General features: G+C 40.0%; 16 protein-coding genes and 1 riboswitch. Of the genes, 7 read left to right on the forward strand and 9 right to left on the reverse strand.

Features of this window, described 5'->3' with window-relative positions:
• The first annotated feature begins 283 nt into the window (after window positions 1–283).
• Window positions 284–1,246 carry a tRNA modification radical SAM protein MnmL/YtqA gene (mnmL, locus tag WYK_RS08875; RefSeq protein WP_040374163.1) on the forward strand — a complete coding sequence of 321 codons (963 nt, stop codon included), beginning with the start codon at window positions 284–286 and terminating at the stop codon, window positions 1,244–1,246.
• Window positions 1,243–1,815 (forward strand): tRNA 5-(aminomethyl)-2-thiouridylate-methyltransferase MnmM, encoded by a 573-nt coding sequence (gene mnmM / locus WYK_RS08880; protein ID WP_040374164.1) that lies wholly within the window; start codon window positions 1,243–1,245, stop codon window positions 1,813–1,815. The genes mnmL and mnmM overlap by 4 nt, the downstream gene beginning before the upstream one ends.
• 40 nt (window positions 1,816–1,855) lie before the next feature.
• On the opposite strand, the gene WYK_RS08885 is transcribed toward mnmM, so the two are convergent.
• Window positions 1,856–2,662 (reverse strand): alpha/beta hydrolase, encoded by an 807-nt coding sequence (locus WYK_RS08885; protein WP_040374165.1) that lies wholly within the window; start codon window positions 2,660–2,662, stop codon window positions 1,856–1,858.
• Between the two features lie 113 nt (window positions 2,663–2,775).
• Between WYK_RS08885 and WYK_RS08890 the strand changes: the two genes are divergently transcribed.
• The gene (locus WYK_RS08890) at window positions 2,776–3,297 is read left to right on the forward strand and encodes a gamma carbonic anhydrase (RefSeq protein WP_040374166.1); all 522 of its coding nucleotides are present in this window, start codon (window positions 2,776–2,778) and stop codon (window positions 3,295–3,297) included.
• 107 nt (window positions 3,298–3,404) lie between these two features.
• Here WYK_RS08890 and metK read toward each other — a convergent pair whose 3' ends face one another.
• On the reverse strand, window positions 3,405–4,604 hold the full coding sequence (metK, locus tag WYK_RS08895) for a methionine adenosyltransferase (RefSeq protein ID WP_040374167.1): 1,200 nt from the start codon (window positions 4,602–4,604) through the stop codon (window positions 3,405–3,407).
• 220 nt (window positions 4,605–4,824) lie between these two features.
• Window positions 4,825–4,995, reverse strand: a riboswitch (SAM riboswitch).
• Window positions 4,996–5,291: 296 nt separating this feature from the next.
• Between metK and pckA the strand changes: the two genes are divergently transcribed.
• Window positions 5,292–6,881: a phosphoenolpyruvate carboxykinase (ATP) gene (gene pckA, locus WYK_RS08900; RefSeq protein WP_040374168.1), complete on the forward strand. Its 1,590-nt coding sequence runs from the start codon at window positions 5,292–5,294 to the stop codon at window positions 6,879–6,881.
• 651 nt (window positions 6,882–7,532) lie between these two features.
• On the opposite strand, the gene WYK_RS08905 is transcribed toward pckA, so the two are convergent.
• The 5 genes from WYK_RS08905 to WYK_RS08925 form a co-directional block, all read right to left on the reverse strand.
• Window positions 7,533–8,711 (reverse strand): NAD(P)/FAD-dependent oxidoreductase, encoded by a 1,179-nt coding sequence (locus WYK_RS08905; RefSeq protein WP_040374169.1) that lies wholly within the window; start codon window positions 8,709–8,711, stop codon window positions 7,533–7,535.
• 39 nt (window positions 8,712–8,750) lie between these two features.
• Window positions 8,751–9,188 (reverse strand): helical membrane plugin domain-containing protein, encoded by a 438-nt coding sequence (locus tag WYK_RS08910; RefSeq protein ID WP_040374170.1) that lies wholly within the window; start codon window positions 9,186–9,188, stop codon window positions 8,751–8,753.
• Window positions 9,189–9,783: 595 nt separating this feature from the next.
• Window positions 9,784–11,037 (reverse strand): exo-beta-N-acetylmuramidase NamZ family protein, encoded by a 1,254-nt coding sequence (locus WYK_RS08915; RefSeq protein WP_040374171.1) that lies wholly within the window; start codon window positions 11,035–11,037, stop codon window positions 9,784–9,786.
• Between the two features lie 17 nt (window positions 11,038–11,054).
• Window positions 11,055–13,139, reverse strand: a complete 2,085-nt coding sequence (locus tag WYK_RS08920; RefSeq protein ID WP_081704827.1) for a glycoside hydrolase family 3 protein — start codon at window positions 13,137–13,139, stop codon at window positions 11,055–11,057.
• A gap of 18 nt (window positions 13,140–13,157) precedes the next feature.
• Window positions 13,158–14,852 (reverse strand): serine hydrolase domain-containing protein, encoded by a 1,695-nt coding sequence (locus WYK_RS08925; protein WP_051387394.1) that lies wholly within the window; start codon window positions 14,850–14,852, stop codon window positions 13,158–13,160.
• A 353-nt stretch (window positions 14,853–15,205) separates the two neighbouring features.
• Here WYK_RS08925 and WYK_RS08930 point away from each other — a divergent pair, with 353 nt between their 5' ends.
• Genes WYK_RS08930 through WYK_RS08940 form a run of 3 tightly spaced genes read left to right on the forward strand, consistent with a single transcriptional unit; the run spans window position 15,206 to window position 17,466 of the window.
• A complete protein-coding gene (locus tag WYK_RS08930) occupies window positions 15,206–15,964 on the forward strand; it encodes a methionine ABC transporter ATP-binding protein (RefSeq protein WP_051387395.1) in 759 nt (252 codons plus the stop codon).
• Entirely contained in the window at window positions 15,957–16,619 is a 663-nt protein-coding gene (locus WYK_RS08935; RefSeq protein ID WP_040374172.1) for a methionine ABC transporter permease, read from the forward strand. The genes WYK_RS08930 and WYK_RS08935 overlap by 8 nt, the downstream gene beginning before the upstream one ends.
• A 25-nt stretch (window positions 16,620–16,644) precedes the next feature.
• Window positions 16,645–17,466: a MetQ/NlpA family ABC transporter substrate-binding protein gene (locus WYK_RS08940; RefSeq protein ID WP_040374173.1), complete on the forward strand. Its 822-nt coding sequence runs from the start codon at window positions 16,645–16,647 to the stop codon at window positions 17,464–17,466.
• A gap of 158 nt (window positions 17,467–17,624) precedes the next feature.
• On the opposite strand, the gene WYK_RS08945 is transcribed toward WYK_RS08940, so the two are convergent.
• A complete protein-coding gene (locus WYK_RS08945) occupies window positions 17,625–17,867 on the reverse strand; it encodes a DUF2584 domain-containing protein (protein ID WP_040374174.1) in 243 nt (80 codons plus the stop codon).
• Between the two features lie 35 nt (window positions 17,868–17,902).
• Window positions 17,903–18,694, reverse strand: coding sequence for an alpha/beta hydrolase family protein (locus tag WYK_RS08950; RefSeq protein WP_174391494.1), 792 nt, complete (start codon window positions 18,692–18,694; stop codon window positions 17,903–17,905).
• Between the last annotated feature and the right edge of the window lie 152 nt (window positions 18,695–18,846).

Consider the following 18,846-nt stretch of genomic DNA (forward strand, 5'->3'; position numbering starts at 1 on the left):
ATTAATTATAATGAAAGCATCTTGAGAAGAGATGTACCTATGATTGTGTTGTTGAGATGTGGGGAAGCAGTGAGAAAAAAGTGATGTTCATGATGCGGGTTATAAAGCAAAGATGGGTAAACCGAAGCCGGTATATAGTCAAAACTGCAAAAAAATAGTACCCCGTCAGCCAGTCAGCATTCACATTGCTGACTTTTTCTTATTCCAGAAGCCCCCCTTCTTCTGTTTAAAAAGTTGTATAATAATAACTACCGATTATTCACCTTTTAAGGAGGTTGCTGATTTGCATCAGATTAACCCGTTCAAATATGCATCAGACGAAAAACGCTATCACACCTGGAACTATCATTTACGTCAAGAATTCGGTCACAAAGTGTTTAAGGTTGCTCTCGATGGGGGCTTTGACTGTCCCAACCGTGACGGCACCGTCGCTCACGGCGGATGTACATTCTGCAGTGCCGCTGGATCAGGTGACTTTGCTGGCAGCAGAGTCGAACCGTTGGATGTCCAATTTAAAGAAATTAGTGAAAAAATGCATCATAAATGGAAAGATGGTAAATACATGGCCTATTTCCAAGCGTTTACGAATACACACGCACCCGTAGAAGTACTACGGGAAAAATACGAAGGCGTTCTCCAGGAAGAAAATGTCGTCGGTTTATCTATAGGTACTCGGCCAGATTGTTTACCTGATGATGTGGTTGAGTATTTGGCGGAACTTAACGAACGGACATATCTTATTGTGGAGCTTGGACTACAAACCGTGCATGAGAAAACAGCTCGGATGATCAATCGTGCGCACGACTTTGCCTGCTACAAAGAAGGAGTTGAAAAATTACGAAAGCATGGCATACGAGTCTGTTCTCATATTATTAACGGCCTTCCGCAGGAATCTTATGAAATGATGATGGACACAGCACGTGAAGTTGCCAAACTCGATGTTCAAGGAATCAAGATCCATTTACTGCATCTTCTTAAAGGAACACCGATGGTCAAACAATACGAAAAAGGCTTACTTGAGTTTCTTACCTTTGAAGACTATATCTCGCTTGTTTGTGATCAACTCGAAATTCTTCCTCCTGAGATGATTATCCACCGCATAACAGGTGACGGCCCAATTGAATTAATGGTTGGTCCCATGTGGAGTGTTAATAAGTGGGAAGTATTGAATGCCATCGATGCCGAATTAAAGAGGCGTGACAGCTATCAGGGGAAATTTTACATAACGGAGGTTCCACTTAAATGAAACTAGAAAAGATCTTACCATTTGCCAGTCGTTTATTGAAAGATTCTTTAACCCATGGAGATATCGCCGTTGATGGAACAGTCGGAAATGGTTTTGATACCGTTTATCTTGCTGATTTGGTCGGTGAAGAAGGACATGTATATGGATTTGACATTCAGCAAGCAGCGATCGATCAAACGAAGAAAAAGCTGACAACCGATCAGGTAACCGAACGATGCACATTATTTACCGCTGGACATGAACAAGTGACCTATCGTATTCCCGAGAAACACCATGGTCAAATAAAAGCTGCCATTTTTAATCTTGGTTATCTTCCCGGCGGCGACAAATCCATTGTCACGCATTTTGAAACCACTATTTCAAGTGTAGAACAGCTCCTTGATATTATGGCACCAGGCGGAATGATTGTCCTCGTTATTTATCATGGTCATCCTGGGGGCGCTGAGGAACGCGACCATTTACTCGAATATGCCGCAGCATTATCTCAGCATCGAGCACATGTCCTGCAATACCAGTTTATAAATCAAGTGAATGAGCCACCATTTATCCTCGCTATAGAAAAAATATAGATTAAAAAGAAGCTCCCGAAATCTCTCGGCAGCTTCTTTTTCATTGAACTACGTATCCAAGCGTCTTTAGGCGGGTTTCGACAAAACTGAGCGCATATGTGAATACATCATTTCTTTCTGGTTCATTAAAAATTTCATGATAAAGTCCGGGCCATTCTTTAAATTGCTTTTCGCTGCATTGATTATAATTAAACCATTCTCTGACGGGGCGCTTGTCAACTACCTTATCATCGCCGCCCTGCATTAATAGCATTGGTATATCCTGAAACTCTGGAATATCCTCAAAGGCTTCCTTAATTGCACCCAGCAGTTCACGATACCAGCGAACGGATACCTTCGTAACATATAGTGAATCATTGAGGTCTTCTTCCTGGATTTCTAGATTCCTCGTAACAAGTTCCGGTTTAAGACCCGCATCAATTCTTAATTTAGGCAATGCGATATTTAAGCCTACCGAAGCCGCACCAATCAGCTTAGGCGGCTGTGTCACGAGTCCTAAGCAAGGCGAAGAAAGAATAACGCCGGCTATGTCTAGTTCATCTTCTTGTAGAAGTCTGATCGCAATCAATCCCCCCATGCTGTGTCCCAGCAGGAAGACTGGCAGCGCATATTCATATGCCTCTTCAATCCAGGTTCTTACCTCAATTAAGTATTGTTCAAATGAATTGATATGTCCTCGATAGGCTCTCGTTGTCATTCCTTGGCCTGGAAGATCCCCCATAATGACATGATATCCAGCAGAGCGCCACATTTGTGACAACCATTTATATCGGCCATGATGTTCCATTGCTCCATGTACCATAACAATTACAGCTTTCGGGCTTCCTTCAGCCTCCCATTTCCACATATGATGTCCCCCCTATCAATTTCAAGGTGTATTTTTTTCCAAATAAGTTTTCGTCCTTTATAATACAAATAATACATAAAAAATGTCGATTTCGGAAAGGATTTGTTTTAAATATGCCAGTGTACCCATATAAAAACAAAATACCGCAAATTGCTGAAAGCGTTTATCTTGCTGAGAATACGATTATAACAGGCGATGTTACCATTGATGCTGAATCAACCATTTGGTTCAATTCCGTCATTCGAGGAGATGTTGCGCCAACCATTATCGGAAAAAAGGTTAATATTCAGGATAATAGTATTTTACACCAAAGCCCTAATAATCCACTGATTATTGAAGATGAAGTGACAATTGGACATCAAGTTATTCTTCATAGCTGTAAAGTTAGGAAAGGTGCACTTATCGGAATGGGCTCGATCATTCTTGATAAAGCTGAAATCGGTGAGGGTGCATTTATCGGAGCCGGTAGTTTGGTCCCTCAAGGAAAAGTGATTCCACCCAACACATTAGCGTTCGGAAGACCAGCTAAAGTCATCCGCGAGCTAACGGAAGAGGACAAACGTGATATGGAGCGCATTGTAAACGAATATGCCGAAAAGGGCCAATATTATAAACACACTGCTCCACTAGAATAAGATATGAATTCATTACATACTAGGAGCTTGATTGTTATAGTATTGATTCAGAAAAGCAGGATAATGCAAAAAAAGAAATCTTACCTAGGTAAGATTTCTTTTTTTGTTTATGCTTTTGCTTGTTCTTTTAAAGAAGCTGCCTTGTCTGTACGCTCCCAAGGAAGATCTACATCCGTACGGCCAAAATGTCCATACGCTGCAGTTTGTTTATAAATTGGTTTACGAAGATCGAGCATTTTAATAATTCCAGCAGGGCGAAGATCAAAGTTCGCACTGACCAAGTCCACTAAAATATCTTCATCAACTTTTCCAGTACCGAATGTATCAACAGCGATTGATACCGGTTTAGCTACACCGATTGCGTAAGCAAGCTGTACTTCCACTTTGTCAGCCAGACCTGCAGCCACTAAGTTCTTCGCTACATAGCGTGCAGCATACGCAGCTGAACGGTCCACTTTAGTCGGATCTTTACCAGAGAATGCGCCACCGCCATGACGAGCATATCCACCATAGGTATCAACGATAATTTTCCGTCCTGTCAGACCTGCGTCACCTTGTGGTCCTCCAATTACGAAACGGCCAGTTGGATTGATGAAATATTTTGTTTCAGCATCAATTAACTCGCTAGGTACTACCACATTAATGACATGTTCTTTTAAATCGCGTTGAATTTGTTCCAATGTAACATCAGGACTATGTTGAGTCGAAATAACAATGGTATCTACACGGACCGGCTTGTTATTTTCATCATACTCAATTGTTACCTGAGTTTTTCCATCTGGACGAAGATAATCTAACGTTCCATTTTTACGGACTTCTGTCAGACGACGAGAAAGCTTATGAGCCAATGAAATAGGCAACGGCATAAGTTCTTCTGTTTCGTTACATGCAAACCCAAACATCAATCCCTGATCTCCAGCACCGATTGCATCAATTTGATCATCAGTCATTTGACCTTCACGAGATTCAAGAGCTTCATCGACTCCAGCAGCAATATCAGCTGACTGTTCATCAATCGAACTTAATACAGCACATGTTTCAGCATCAAAACCATATTTTGCGCGTGTGTATCCAATACCAGCAATTGTATCGCGCACGATTCTTGGAATATCTACATAGGTAGAAGTAGTAATTTCACCAGCAACTAATACTAAACCAGTTGTAACAGATGTTTCACATGCAACACGTGCATTTGCATCCTTAGCTAGGATAGCATCCAGAATTGAATCTGAAATCTGATCACAAATTTTATCCGGATGTCCTTCTGTCACAGACTCAGAAGTAAATAAACGACGTTTCTTTGACATTCTTTTGCCTCCTCAAATGTTCTCAGGCTAAGAAAAGGAATGGCAGCCATTCACATTATCTTTTCCCATTTTGTTAGACGAAACTCATTCCCAGTTGGTATTATATAATAGAAGCAGAAAGGTTGATGCGAGTCATTCATTGTAAAAATGAATGATTAAACGCATAAAAACCCTTCCTAGTTTTTGAGGAAAGGTTTGTTGTCTCGAAATGATCCTTTCACTCTTATCGTTCAAGGGTTTTTTTACCTTGCTCAGGTTAGCACCAACACTAAAATGATTTTGAAAATAACCAATTGCTGATAAAAGCAATTTATTGTTTTATCAAAATCAAACATTCTAGCAGGTTGCTGGGTTTCATTGGGCCTGGCCCTCCACCATCTCTGGATAAGAGAATCCGTACAATTTAAAATCATAACGTAATTCTACAAATTCTGTCAATACTTATTTCATATTCAGTAGAAAAAAAACTTCTATTTACCACTATCCTCACATTATGTCATAGTACGGAGGAAAAATGGAGGAATACGCTCATATAACCTATAGTCCCTTTCATTAAATTTGCCGAGTAAAAACCAATTCCTCTCAGGAAATACACGAAACCAAACAAATAGTATAGACTATTAAAATCAATGTGTTATACTATTCATAAATTGATTATAAATTCAAATAAAGGAAGGTATCTCCTATATGAATACGCTTGATATCTCAAATGAGTTACACCAATTATTATCCGGTAACAACATACATGTGCAGCTTTCTGTACCTCAATTAGTGGAAAAAGTTTTAAGCCGCAACGAAGGACAGCTTACGTCAACAGGAGCTGTAAAAGCTGAAACCGGAAAATATACAGGACGTTCTCCTAAGGATAAATATATAGTAGATGAAAAAGCTGTTCATAAAAAGATTGATTGGGGTACTGTTAACCAACCGATTTCTAGTGAAGTATTCGCAAAGTTATACGATAAAGTCCTGCAGTATTTAAAGCAAAAAGATGAAGTATTTGTTTTCAAAGGCTTTGCAGGTGCAGATAAACAGCATCAATTACCCATTCAAATCATTAACGAATATGCTTGGCATAATCTGTTTGCCCATCAATTATTTATTCGCCCAAATGAAGAAGACCTTCAAGATCATTTATCAGAATTTACGGTCATCTCAGCACCAAACTTTAAAGCCGATCCAGCCGTAGACGGTACACAGTCGGAAACGTTTATTATTATTTCCTTTGAACGCAGGACGGTATTAATCGGCGGTACTGAATACGCAGGAGAAATGAAAAAGTCCATTTTTTCAGTTATGAACTTTCTTCTTCCTGAAAAAGGGATTCTTCCCATGCATTGTTCAGCCAATGTCGGCAGAGAAGGGGACGTCGCTTTATTCTTTGGTTTATCAGGAACTGGCAAGACCACATTATCTGCAGACTCCAACCGAAAATTAATTGGTGATGATGAGCATGGCTGGTCTTCAAACGGCGTATTCAACATCGAAGGCGGCTGCTATGCAAAATGCATCAATCTTTCTCGTGAAAAAGAACCTCAAATCTTTGACGCCATTCGTTTTGGTGCCGTTCTTGAGAATGTTGTTCTTAACCCAGATACCCGCGTCGCGGATTATGACAGCAGTGCCTTGACTGAAAACACACGTGCTGCCTACCAAATACAATCAATTGATAATATCGTTGACCCAAGTGTTGCAGGTCACCCAACAACGATTATCTACCTAACTGCTGATGCGTCAGGCGTATTGCCTCCAATTAGTAAACTATCGAAAGAACAAGCCATGTTCCATTTTTTAAGCGGCTATACAAGTAAATTAGCTGGAACGGAGAGAGGCATCACCTCCCCTGAAGCAACGTTCTCCACTTGCTTTGGCTCACCATTCCTACCGCTTCCTGCAGTACGTTATGCAGAAATGCTAGGCGAAAAAATTGATGAGCACAGTGCAAAAGTATTCCTCGTCAATACAGGTTGGACTGGCGGCGAGTACGGCGTTGGCAGCCGAATGAAGCTTGCTTATACAAGAGCCATGGTGCAGGCAGCACTTGAAGGGGAATTAACCAATGTCGAAACCATCAAAGACGAAGTATTTGGCTTTGATATCCCACTACACGTGCCTGGCGTTCCAGACGAAGTACTCCAGCCTACACGAACATGGGAAGACAAAGACGCCTATAAAGCTAAGGCCATCGAACTAGCACAAAAATTCAATGAAAACTTCAAACAATTTTCAAATGTAGCCAGTACCATTAAAGATTTAGGCGGCCCATTAATCAAATAAAAAAACGCTCTCCCAAAAGATCATTGATCTTATGTGGAGAGCGTTTTTTGTTCATAAAAGCCCCTTGAAAACGAGCTTATATTGGTAATTCATCTAGTTAATACACCGGGATTGGCATCAGATTCACTATATCGTCTTTGATTCGGCCTTAAGTGGGAAACATTCGGCCCTTTCTGCATTTTATTCGGCCCTTACTCTCGATCATTCGGCCCTTTTAGCAAAAGATTCGGCCCGACGCCCTCTTAGATACTCATTCTGGACACCCCCGCCCCCGCGCAGAAACTCCTTCATAAAATAACATCTTGGCACTTAAAAAAGTGTATCTTTCCCTTTTTCTGTCTAGATAAACAGACTTTCTTGGAAATTCCTTCATTTGAAGCAGCCAGATTGGTGTTAGATCCACTGAATCCTCTTTGATTCGGCCTTAAATGACAAACATTCGGCCCTTTCTGCATTTTATTCGTCCCTAACTCTCGATCATTCGGCCCTTTTAGCAAAAGATTCAGCCCTACGCCCTTTTAGATACTCATTCTGGACAACCCCCATCCGCGCAGAAACGCCTTCATAAAATATTACCTTGGCACTTAATAGACAAAACAAAAAGCAGTCTATCCTCCTAGGAGAATAGACTGCTTCAATCATTAGTATTGATTAATGTACTAATGTGTAAAGAGCTTTGATATGAGCTAAATAACGTACATTACTTGCTTCCTTCATCAATGTTGCAGGAAGTCCTTTAAGTGATGTTCCGCTCGCACCAATTGATGCTACGGCATCTTTACGTCCAAGGCTCGCAAGTGTACCGGAGTTAATTGGGCTGAATGTCTCGAATGATTTGCCCTCAAGGTATGCGTAAAGGTTGTATCCTACGTTTTCACCCATTTGCCAAGCGATTTGTGCAGTTGGCGGATATGGACGGCCGTCTGGGCCAAAGAATACAGCACTGTCTCCAGCAATGAAAACATCATTATGTGATGTTGATTGAAGGAATTCATTAACTGTTGCACGTCCACGGTTCACTTCAAGACCTGATTGTCCTACAAGTGGATTTCCTTGTACGCCGCCTGTCCATACGAATGTATTCGCAACGATTTTTTGACCGTCTTTAAGGTCGATTACATTTCCTTCAACGCCTGTTACAGGAAGACCTGTTAGGAAAGTTACTCCGCGTTTTTCAAGGCTGGTTGTTGCACGTTCAATTAAATGATCAGGAAGCATTGGCATAACCTTTGGACCTGCTTCAACAAGCATCAATTTAATTTCACTTGGATTAATTCCATGACGTTTAGCAAGTGCAGGCATTCTATCAGCGATTTCACCAACTAATTCGATTCCTGTTAATCCTCCGCCGCCGATTAGGATAGCTGCATCAGCTGGATTCTTAGTTTTTGCATAAGCTGCAATACGTTCTTCAATATGTTGATTGATGAAGTTCGCATCTTTAGCAGATTTTAAAACTAAGCTATTTTCTTCAAGACCAGGGATGCCGAAGTAAGCTGTTGTGCTTCCAAGAGCAACGACAAGAGCATCATATGTTAATGTAGAGCCGTCATTAAGTTTTACTTCTTTAGTATCTGCTGAGAATGTTTCAACTTTAGCAATCTTAAGTTTAACATCTTTCCCGCGAAGAAGTTTTTCTAATGGCATAGCGATTGCTTGTTCAGCAATACTTCCTGCTGCTAAACGATGTAATTCTGTAATAATTTGGTGTGTTGGGTATTGGTTTACAACGGTAACTTTTGCTTCATCAGCTGTTAAATATTTACGAACGGTTAAAGCTGCTAGCAATCCGCCATAACCTGCTCCTAAGATGACTATTTTCTTTGACATAGTGTATCCTCCGTCCTAACTGTAGAAATGTAATAGAACTTATTTTTGTTTATTATTTTCAGCATTAACTTGTAGGAAAGCGTTCATGAAACGGAACATTTTTTGTGCTTGTGGGTCTTTGATCATTTTCATTAGACCAAAAAGGCCGATTGATTCTGTACTATTTTCTGCGCGTTCTTTTGCTTCCAGTGTAGTTGCTGCAACATTTTTCAATGAACCTACTACAGGTCCTGCAATTTCAGTAATAGCTCCTACAGTATCGCTTTTAAGAACTTCATCAGTAGATATTGCTTGAACAAAGTCATAAGACTTCGTCATAACAGTTACCAATTCCGTTAATTTTGGAAGTTGTTCAACTAGAGCCGTCAAAGACTCCTGAACTTCTGGATTAAGAAGTTGATCTAAAATATCCAGTTTTTCTTGTGTTGAAGCCAATGCTGCTGCTTGTTCATTTGTTTGAGCGATTGATTCTGACATATCCCATTCTCCTTTGCAATAAGCATAATGCTTTAATTCGGGAATTAGTGTGTTCCCTATTTCACATAATAACTCTCAAAGCCGCAAGAGCTTAAAAAAAGAGCATTATTATGACTCCACAGCCTAAAATGTATTACTACATATTTGGGATTCAAACATATCCCCAAACCTAAATTTAGTTAATAGATAGAAAGTTTCTGTTAGGAGCCCGAACATGCCCTCGCTTTGGTACATTGGACATATTTTTAAATGACGGGTTCTGTAACTAGCAGCTTCCCCGAAAAATAAGCTTGGTTTAAATAATACATATTATACTATTAAATATATCACAAAATTGTCATAAGTAGCGCGTCGATTTTTAAAATGGCGTTTTTTCACGGAGTATTTTTTCCTATTTCAACCATATTAAACTATTCATACACTGCTTTTATATATCGTGAAATCCTTCACAAACATTCATTTATCAACTGTTTTACTTTTATGTCTCCCAAAAAAAGTTTGTTGTCTCCAACTGATCAATTCCCTGAAAAAATATTTTTTTACTGCAAAAAAATAAAAAAAAGTGAGCGCTGAATCCTTGCGCTCACTTCAATAACTATTTATACAGAAGATATTTTTTTCGAACATCCATAAAGTCTTTTAATCCATTCTTCCATTCTGCTTTCATTTGCGATACTGTTTTTCCTTGTTCAATGCCTTGCCTGATCGAACCATTTCCAACCAGATTATCAAAAAATGATATTCCGTTTGAACCAGGAGTTCTAAAGGCAAAGTCATTTGGATACATATCATGGACGGTTTTCACAATATGGAGACCTGTTTCAAATGGTTTGTACTCATTACGATTCGTTACGTGAATTTGAATTCCATGAGAAAGAACATTTACGTGCTTAGAGAAGCTTGGTGTAAAAGAAGCTGATCTAAACAGAACACCTGGAAGATCAAGCTTATTCAAGTTCTCCGCTAGTTCATCTCCATTAATAAATGGAGCGCCGATTAATTCAAAAGGCTTCGCTGTTCCTCTGCCTTCCGATAAATTTGTTCCTTCGATTAATGCTGCACCTGGGTAAACAGATGCCGTTTCAAGTGTCGGCATGTTTGGAGATGGCAAGACCCATTCTAGCGGTGTTTCATCATAATGCTGATATCGTTTCCAGCCTTCCATTTTTACCACTGTTAAATCAGCTCCGATGTTAAACTCTCTATTAAAGAGTAAAGCAAGCTCCCCTACTGTCATCCCGTGGCGTACGGGAATAGGAAATTCTCCAACAAATGAAGAATATTTATCTTCCAGTACGGGGCCTTCTACTTCCTGGCCGCCAAGCGGATTAGGCCGGTCAAGCACAATAATTTCTTTATTATTCTCTTTGGCTGCTTCCATAGCTAATGCCATTGTATAAATATACGTGTAGAATCGACTTCCTACATCTTGAATATCAAATACGAGTACATCCACGTTTTCCAGCATTTCTGGTGTCGGCTTTTTCGTTATTCCATAGAGACTATAAACTGGAAGCCCCGTTTTAGGATCTGTATAAAAGTCAACGTATTGTCCAGCCTGTGCACTTCCTCTTACCCCATGTTCAGGTCCGTATAGGGCTGTTACATTGATTTCCTTATGACTCGACATCAGATCCACAATACTTGTTAACTCCTGGTTTACACCAGTTGGATTTGTAATAATCCCCACACGTTTGTTTTTCAACGTTTTTATTTTATCCTGTAAAAGGACATCAACCCCTAAACGGAACTTGGGCTGTTTATCGTGTTTACTCTTATCGGCGGTTGCCGATGAATAGACAGTCATGATGAGCAGTAATGTCATCATACCAGCTAGCCATTTTTTCATCTTTTTCCCCTCCATCTCTAATAGTTTAAACCATGTCCAAACCCATAGAGAACATCACCAACACTGTTATAGATAGTAATTGGTAGTTTTCCTGTTGGGTTGTTTTGGCCAAAAATAGTTGCAGCTGATGCTTCAAAACTAGCACTTCTAAAGCCGTATTGTACTAAGTAAGCGTCAACATTTGGATAAGCCATAACATCGTATGGATTTCTGATTCCAATACCGATCACAGGAATGGTGCTTGATGTAAGCTGATTAGCAAGCTTCATCTGGTCACTATTTGGCGACCGGCCGCTGACAGTTGAGGTCATTGTTCCTAAAATAATCGTTTTCGCATCTTGAATCCCAGCTAATTGTTCTTCAGAAAGTGGTTTTGTAGTGGAGATGACTTGAACATTTTCATGATATTTCTTTATCTCTGTTTCTAGCTCAGTAAGATACGTACTGCCAATTACAACGACCTTTTCTTTCTGAGTTGCTTTTAAAGGCAGTACATCTTCATTTTTCACTAACGTAATGGATTTTGCTGCTGCTTCTTTTTCTATTTGTTTATGTGTTGCCGAGCCTACAACTGATTGGGCATTTTTCACTTTTTCAGTAATACTCTTTTCTTCTTCAGCTTTAATAATTCCGCGGTTTACCTTAAGTGTTAAAATTCTTTTTACCGACTGGTTAATGCGCTTTTCTGAGATTTCACCAGTTTTCACTGCACTGTAGAGTCCCTCTGCAGCATCTTTTAATCCGACAGGCATTAACACAATGTCCGTTCCTGCTTTTACCGTACGAATCGCTGCATCTACTGGCCCGAAATGGCTGCTGATTGCTTGCATATTCATGGCATCTGTAATAATGACTCCTTGATAACCCATTTCTTCTCTCATTAAGCCGGTTAACACTTTTTCTGAAAGAGTCGCAGGAATTGAAATTTCTGTTCCATCTTGTTTAGAAATCGCTTTGGTATTATCAATTTTCGGGAACGTGACATGAGCAGTCATGATTGCATCAATGCCTGCATCCATAGCCTGCTGAAATGGATATAATTCAACTTTCTTAAGGCGTTCAAGATCATGTGGTACCTCAGGCAGTCCTAAGTGAGAATCTACTGCCGTATCTCCATGACCGGGGAAATGCTTAGCTGTGGCTGCGATACCCGTATCTTGAAGCCCTTTAATATAGGCTTTTCCCATATTGGCAACAAGCGCAGGATCTTCTCCAAATGAGCGTACCCCAATAACAGGATTGTCGGGATTATTGTTCACATCTAATGACGGTGCTAAATTCATATTAATACCCAGCGCATGTAATTCTTCACCTATTGCTGAAGACACCTTTCTTGTCAGTTCTTCAGACCTTGCAGCTCCAAGCGCCATATTGCCAGGCATATCGGTTCCTGATTGAAGTCGAGTAACAATGCCCCCTTCTTGATCAATCGTCATTAACAGCCCATACTTTTCAGAGGCTTCTTGATAATCATGGACAAGCTTAGTAGTCTGCTCAGTTGTCTCGACATTTTCTCTGAATAAAATAACTCCTCCAAGATGATAATCCTTAACAAGCTGTTTAATTTCAGGAAGCATTTGAGTCACATTCTGTCCGTTCCAAGTTCGGAAGTCAGGCATAAGCATCTGTCCGATTTTTTCTTTCACTGTCATTTTTTCTACAGCGTTTTCAATAATATTGTATTTCCCCTTTTTATCCTTTGTTTGCGTGATAACGGCTCCTTTTTTTGAATTTCTGATTGTAATTTTGTCGGTTAAGAAGCCATTCTTAACCGTAATAATGGTTGTACCACTGCGCCCAGACAGAGTCACTTTTCCTGACTTCGATACAGAAGCGACACGCTGGTTAGATGATCTCCAATCTAATTTTTTGACTGCTTTCTCAAAATGCCCATCCTTATAGATACGGAGTGCATGGAGTTCAATTTTGTTATCCTTAAATTCCCCCTTTATCTGGGGAACATTTAAATCAATGATGAGTTTCGTTGAGCTATGTTTGGCAGGAGCGGCTTCAACATTGTTTCCTAAAACCCCTAAAACCTGCGTGACAACCAGTCCGAGTACTGCCATAGAAATAAGAAAGACCTTCATATACTTTTTCATATTTTTCCTCCTCTTGATTTAGTAGTTTCTAAGCTTCCAATCCGAGGCTTCGAAGGATAGAGCAGTTTTCTTGTTCTTAGACTGAATTTTTGCGTCTTTGATATACCAGCCTCGTCCATTTACCGAGGCATCTGTATGATACGTAAAACGTATTTTGACAGCTTCTTTCGGAATCTCCACTCGTTGGTTTTCCCAGCCTTTACTGGTTCCTTCAAACTTTGCGAGTTCTATCCATTCCTCATTCATCATCACCTCAACCACTCCATAATCAGCATTTTGCTCAAGACTATGCCATTGAGTGAAGGTTAAGTCGGTTTTGGTTTTCAAATCGAGCTTTGCTTCTAACTTTCTTGAAAGCATGTCTCCATAACCCGAGAACCAAGCTGACTCTTTCCCTGGAATCGAAACCGGAATAGCATCCGCAGTCTGACGAGCAAACATCCTTCTAATCCCATTCGTCGATATGGAGGTTCTAGTAGGGTGAACACGGTTGGTTAAAAGAATGGCAATCGTTTTATGCTTTGGACTTATAACAATTGAGGTTCCCGTATAGCCAGTATGACCAAAAGAAGTACTGTCAGATAATGCATCCATGTACCAGCCTTGCCCTAATTCCCAGCCAAGCCCGTGGTCATTTCCAGGAAAATCCTGATTTTGATTCTCGAGAAGAAGCTTCACTGTACTCGCCTTTAGAATTCTCTTCCCGCCATAGCTCCCATTATTCAGGAAAGCTTGAGCTAATTTAGCAAGGTCTTGTGCTGTTGTAAATACACCTGCATGGCCTGCTACTCCATCTAGGGACCAAGCATTTTCATCATGAACCTCTCCCCAGACTAGCCCTCTATTCGGTACAGTTTGAACTTCTGTAGCTGCGATGCGCATTTTTATTGAGTCAGGCGGATTATACATCGTATCCCGCATTTTTAATGGTTTCGTTATATTTTTTTCAACGAACTCATCTTGTCGAATTCCAGAAACACGTTCTATGATCGCCCCGAGTGTAATCATATTTAAATCACTGTATGTATATGTCGAACCAGGCGGCATAGCAAGAGGCTGTTTAAAGACTATTTTAAGCCTATCTTCTCTAGCACTCCCCTGACTGTATAAAGGAACCCAAGCAACGAAGCCAGACGTGTGTGTAAGCAGCTGCCTAACAGTCACTTGTTCCTTTCCGTTCTGAGCAAATTCTGGTATATACTTCATGACAGGATCATCAAGACTTACCAACCCTTTTTCGTAAAGAACCATAATGGCTGTAGACGTGAAAATTTTACTAATGGAGGCTGCATCAAATATCGTATTTTCTTGCATTGGGATTGGCTTATCCATCTCCGTATAGAATTCATCAGCATATTTAGCTGAATACCCATACGCTTCATTTTTAACAATCTTTCCTCCTCTTGCTACAAATGCAACGGCACCCGGCATAACCTTTTCAGAAATTGCTTGGTTAATCAGGCTATCCATTTCTTGCAATGGGGCATCAATCATTCCTGCTTCACGTGGTGAACTCGGATGGAGAATACTTAATGATGGAATCACCGGAGAATCCCAAGTGAAAATTGGATGAATTTGATGATCAGCAGTGAATTTCTTTTCTGCTTTTTCAATAGAAGGCACCCTCCTTGGCTGCTCATCATAGGCTGCTGCAACTGTGCTTGTCCAAAATACGGAGCATACGGAAGAAATCATAAGCAGTTTCTTTTTCATAGATCCTCCTTTAACCTTATTGTTTACAAATTTACCCCAATCTAATAAAAAATGGATAATAACTACTTTTAGACTATCTTACTGTTGATAAATTCGTCTATAAAGCTTAAGTACTATCACGTCAGTATTTTGGATCGTTTGAATGTCAAAAGAAGGATGTCTTTCGATTCATTTTTTGAATAGTCAGTATATTTAAATTAATTAGGTTCATTTTCACAAAAATACTCATCAATCTATCTATCTAAAATCTCCCTAAAAATTTCTTTTTTTACTATACCTATTACGCTTTCTCCCTTCCTCTTTCTCTGTTACAATCAATATCTGCCTATCCTCATTAGAAAAGGAGGAATACTTTGATAGTCTTAGATGGAATCAGCAAGAGTTATAGGTTAAAAAATGGTCCATATGAAGCTGTACATTCTGTTTCTCTTCAGGTTTTTCAAGGTGAAATTCACGGAATTATTGGAACAAGCGGCGCCGGGAAGTCTACATTGCTCCGCATGATTAATTTGCTTGAGTCACCCTCCACGGGACATGTCCGAGTTAATGACTTAGAGTTAACTCAATTAACTACTAAAAACCTCCGCAATGCACGAAGATCGATTGGGATGGTTTTTCAAGCGTTTAATCTAGTGCATAACCGTAGTGTAAAAGGAAATGTCCTGATTCCCTTAGAGCTTGCAGGTTTTTCTAAACAAGCACGACTGGAGCGGGCAGCAGAGTGTTTACGAATTGTAGGGCTTGAACGGCAGGCAGAGCAATATCCGTCCAGCTTGAGTGGTGGACAAAAGCAGCGTGTAGCCATCGCTAGAGCACTTGCGACCAATCCCACTGTGCTGTTATGTGATGAACCAACATCTTCACTTGATCCACAGACTACTGAAGAGATTTTAAAGGTATTAAAGGAAATTAACAGGAATTTTGGTGTTACGATTGTTATCGTTACCCACGAAATGGACGTCATTAAAAGCATTTGCAACAAAGTTTCTATTATGGAAGCAGGCGAAATAATCGAAACAATTTCGTTCGAACCCAAAGGATTTGCTGCCTTAAAGAATGATTACCAATCACTGCGTAGGCAACTTTTAAGCGAGGTAGATGGAGATGTTTGACCATATTATGCAATACCAGTCTGAAATTTGGCAGGCAATCGGTGAAACCTTTCTTATGGTAGGAATCTCTATTTCAGCGGCAGTCTTGGTCGGTCTTCCACTCGGAACCTTGTTATTTTTATGCAGGAGAGACCAGCTGCTTGAAAATCGAATAGTGTTTTCCATACTTAATGTATTCGTTAACGTTGTCCGCTCATTTCCATTCTTATTACTGGTTGTATTTTTAATTCCGCTTACCCGTTTCATCGTTGGAACAGCCATTGGGACCTTAGCTGCTTCTGTCCCTCTCGCCATTATGGCTGTCGCCTATTATTCACGACTAGTTGAACAATCTCTACTTGAAGTGCCAAGAGGAATTATCGAAGCTGGAACGGCTATGGGGGCTTCTACCTTGGAAATTATTTATAAATTTCTTTATGTAGATGCACGTTCAGGTTTACTTCTCGGATTAACAACCTCTACAATCAGCTTTATTTCCTATTCTACTGTAGTAGGAATTGTCGGAGGCGGGGGGATCGGTGATTTCGCCATTCGCTATGGCTATCAGCGATTTGAAATCGATCTCATGGTATTCACCATTATCATCATGCTCATCTTTGTTCAAACGATTCAATTTGTTGGAAGTACAACAGCAAGACTCATTGATAAACGCTAGGAATATAAACGGAGGTACACGATTAATGAAAAAAATAACCGCTATTCTTCTATCTCTAACTCTTATTCTAATTATTGCAGGCTGTGGTCAAGATGAAAAACAACCAGCATCTCAAACAGAAAAAAAAGATGTTACCCTTAAGGTGGCTACACTCATACCACCAATGACTGATATATTAGACATTGTTAAACCCTTACTTAAAGAAGACGGCATCAATCTGGATATTGTTGTTTTAGGAGATAACGTTCAACCAAATACTGCACTTGCTAATAACGAAGTCGATGCAAACTTCTTTCAGCATGTCCCTTATATGAAACAGTATAATGAAAGTAATGATACTGAATTAACTCTCGTTCAACCTATCTATCACGCTATCTATGGAGCTTACTCAAAGCGCTATAAAGATATTGCTGATTTGCCGGATGGAGCCACTATTGCCATTGCTAATGATGCCTCTAACATTGGCCGTTCACTTGTAATGATTGAAAAAGCCGGTTTAATTAAACTAAAAGATGGAGCAGGTATCGAAGCCACACAAGCGGATATCGTTGAAAACAAACATAACTATCAGTTTAAGGAAGTCGATTTATTAATGCTGGCCCGTACACTTGATGATGTCGATTTAGTTGCCATGACACCAGCCTATGCAAAACCAGTTGGATTAACCCCTAAGAAAGATGCATTAATTACAGAATCCGTAGATTCGGAATTCGCCATTTCACTCGTGGCGCGTAGTAACAATGCTGACTCTGAAGAAATTAAAAAGTTGGCAGAACGAATGACTGGCCCTGAAGTGAAGAAATTCCTTGAAGAAGAGTATGATGAGATTGCTCTGCCCGCTTTTTAAGTTTTAAAGCTATCGAGAATCTCTCGATAGCTATTACAAATAACAGTCTTTCTGTGCACTTCAAGCTGCTTTTGTGCAGAACTGACTTTTTTCTATGCATACGTATTTTTAGGCGTAGTCACATAAAAACAGGCTGTCGATTTCTCGACAACCTGTTTTTAGTTTGTTGACTTTAGTGAGATCAATTTGTATGTAATCGTAGTTGCTTCATTCTGCCATTCCACTTTTTGAATGACTGCAGTCCCACTTGATTCACTTTCGATTGTCTTACGGATATCGAGTGGAATATCGATCGGGTATAAACGGTACCCTTCCTTTTTTAACCGGAAGATATTTTCTTCCTCGCGTTCTTCCCGTCCTTTAGTAACGATCATCGTATTTAATTCCATAGGCATGCCCATACTATGCCCTCCTCATTCGTATTACCTATATCTTATCATCTTTGTCCCTGTGTTTTCATCCACTGAGTTAAATCCCTGACAACTTTTCGATTTACAGCAGGGGGAAAGTAGTGCGTAAACTGTGGAAAGTACCAGGTCTCCACTTGTTTATGCTTTTCGTTCAATTGTTTTTCAAGCCGATATGCATGATCAATAGATACATTTCCATCTCTTTCTCCATGTATGATTAAGACGGGTACATCTAAAGAATCGAGTGAAAATAATGGAGTCCGATAAACAAATGCATCGGGAACTTTATTCGGAGTTCCTCCAATGACCCGCTTCATCATTCTGCGTAGATCTACACGCTCGACATAGGTTAAAAACATATCTGAGACACCGCCCCAAGTCACAATCGATGCAGCAGTCGGACAAAAGATAGCCGCCCATAACGCCATGATCCCCCCTCTTGAGAAGCCAAAAATATGAATTGATTTTGGATTAACCCGACGATGGTTTTCAAGCAGTTTAAATCCTGCAATCGCATCGTATCGATCTTCCCCTCCGAAATCCTCGTCTCCCTCACCGCCCTGATTTCCACGATAAAATGGGGCGAATACAACAAAGCCCTCAGAGGCAAATTGAGTAATTCGTGATGGTCTGACTTTGCCTACGTTCTTGATTCCGCCGCGAAGATATAGAAAACCATCATAAACTTCACCGTTAACCGGTTCTGCAAGTAATCCTTTCACCCTTAATCCCTGTGCAAGATACGTAACACAATAAAGATGAACTCCCGGATGCGGAGAAGGAAAGCGAATTTTTTCAACAATTGTACCATCTTCCATAAACATTACACTCCTTCGACACTTACTAATGACCTTATTTTAATGCATCCTAACTTTTTTATCCTGATTCAACGCTTAGTCATAAAAAAAGGGCTATGGGCATTCACACATTTTCTACCTATTCATATTCTAATTCAAGATGATTTACACAC

This window comes from Peribacillus psychrosaccharolyticus ATCC 23296, assembly GCF_000305495.1.
Taxonomy (GTDB): domain Bacteria; phylum Bacillota; class Bacilli; order Bacillales; family DSM-1321; genus Peribacillus; species Peribacillus psychrosaccharolyticus.

Coding starts and splice junctions, on each gene's coding strand:
- WYK_RS08945 (WP_040374174.1), bottom strand. CDS start 17,867: ATGGGCATGCCTATGGAATTAAATACGATGATCGTTACTAAAGGACGG.
- WYK_RS08890 (WP_040374166.1), top strand. CDS start 2,776: ATGCCAGTGTACCCATATAAAAACAAAATACCGCAAATTGCTGAAAGC.
- WYK_RS08910 (WP_040374170.1), bottom strand. CDS start 9,188: ATGTCAGAATCAATCGCTCAAACAAATGAACAAGCAGCAGCATTGGCT.
- WYK_RS08915 (WP_040374171.1), bottom strand. CDS start 11,037: ATGAAAAAATGGCTAGCTGGTATGATGACATTACTGCTCATCATGACT.
- WYK_RS08925 (WP_051387394.1), bottom strand. CDS start 14,852: ATGAAAAAGAAACTGCTTATGATTTCTTCCGTATGCTCCGTATTTTGG.
- WYK_RS08935 (WP_040374172.1), top strand. CDS start 15,957: ATGTTTGACCATATTATGCAATACCAGTCTGAAATTTGGCAGGCAATC.
- WYK_RS08905 (WP_040374169.1), bottom strand. CDS start 8,711: ATGTCAAAGAAAATAGTCATCTTAGGAGCAGGTTATGGCGGATTGCTA.
- WYK_RS08920 (WP_081704827.1), bottom strand. CDS start 13,139: ATGAAAAAGTATATGAAGGTCTTTCTTATTTCTATGGCAGTACTCGGA.
- pckA (WP_040374168.1), top strand. CDS start 5,292: ATGAATACGCTTGATATCTCAAATGAGTTACACCAATTATTATCCGGT.
- WYK_RS08950 (WP_174391494.1), bottom strand. CDS start 18,694: ATGGAAGATGGTACAATTGTTGAAAAAATTCGCTTTCCTTCTCCGCAT.
- mnmM (WP_040374164.1), top strand. CDS start 1,243: ATGAAACTAGAAAAGATCTTACCATTTGCCAGTCGTTTATTGAAAGAT.
- metK (WP_040374167.1), bottom strand. CDS start 4,604: ATGTCAAAGAAACGTCGTTTATTTACTTCTGAGTCTGTGACAGAAGGA.
- WYK_RS08885 (WP_040374165.1), bottom strand. CDS start 2,662: ATGTGGAAATGGGAGGCTGAAGGAAGCCCGAAAGCTGTAATTGTTATG.
- WYK_RS08940 (WP_040374173.1), top strand. CDS start 16,645: ATGAAAAAAATAACCGCTATTCTTCTATCTCTAACTCTTATTCTAATT.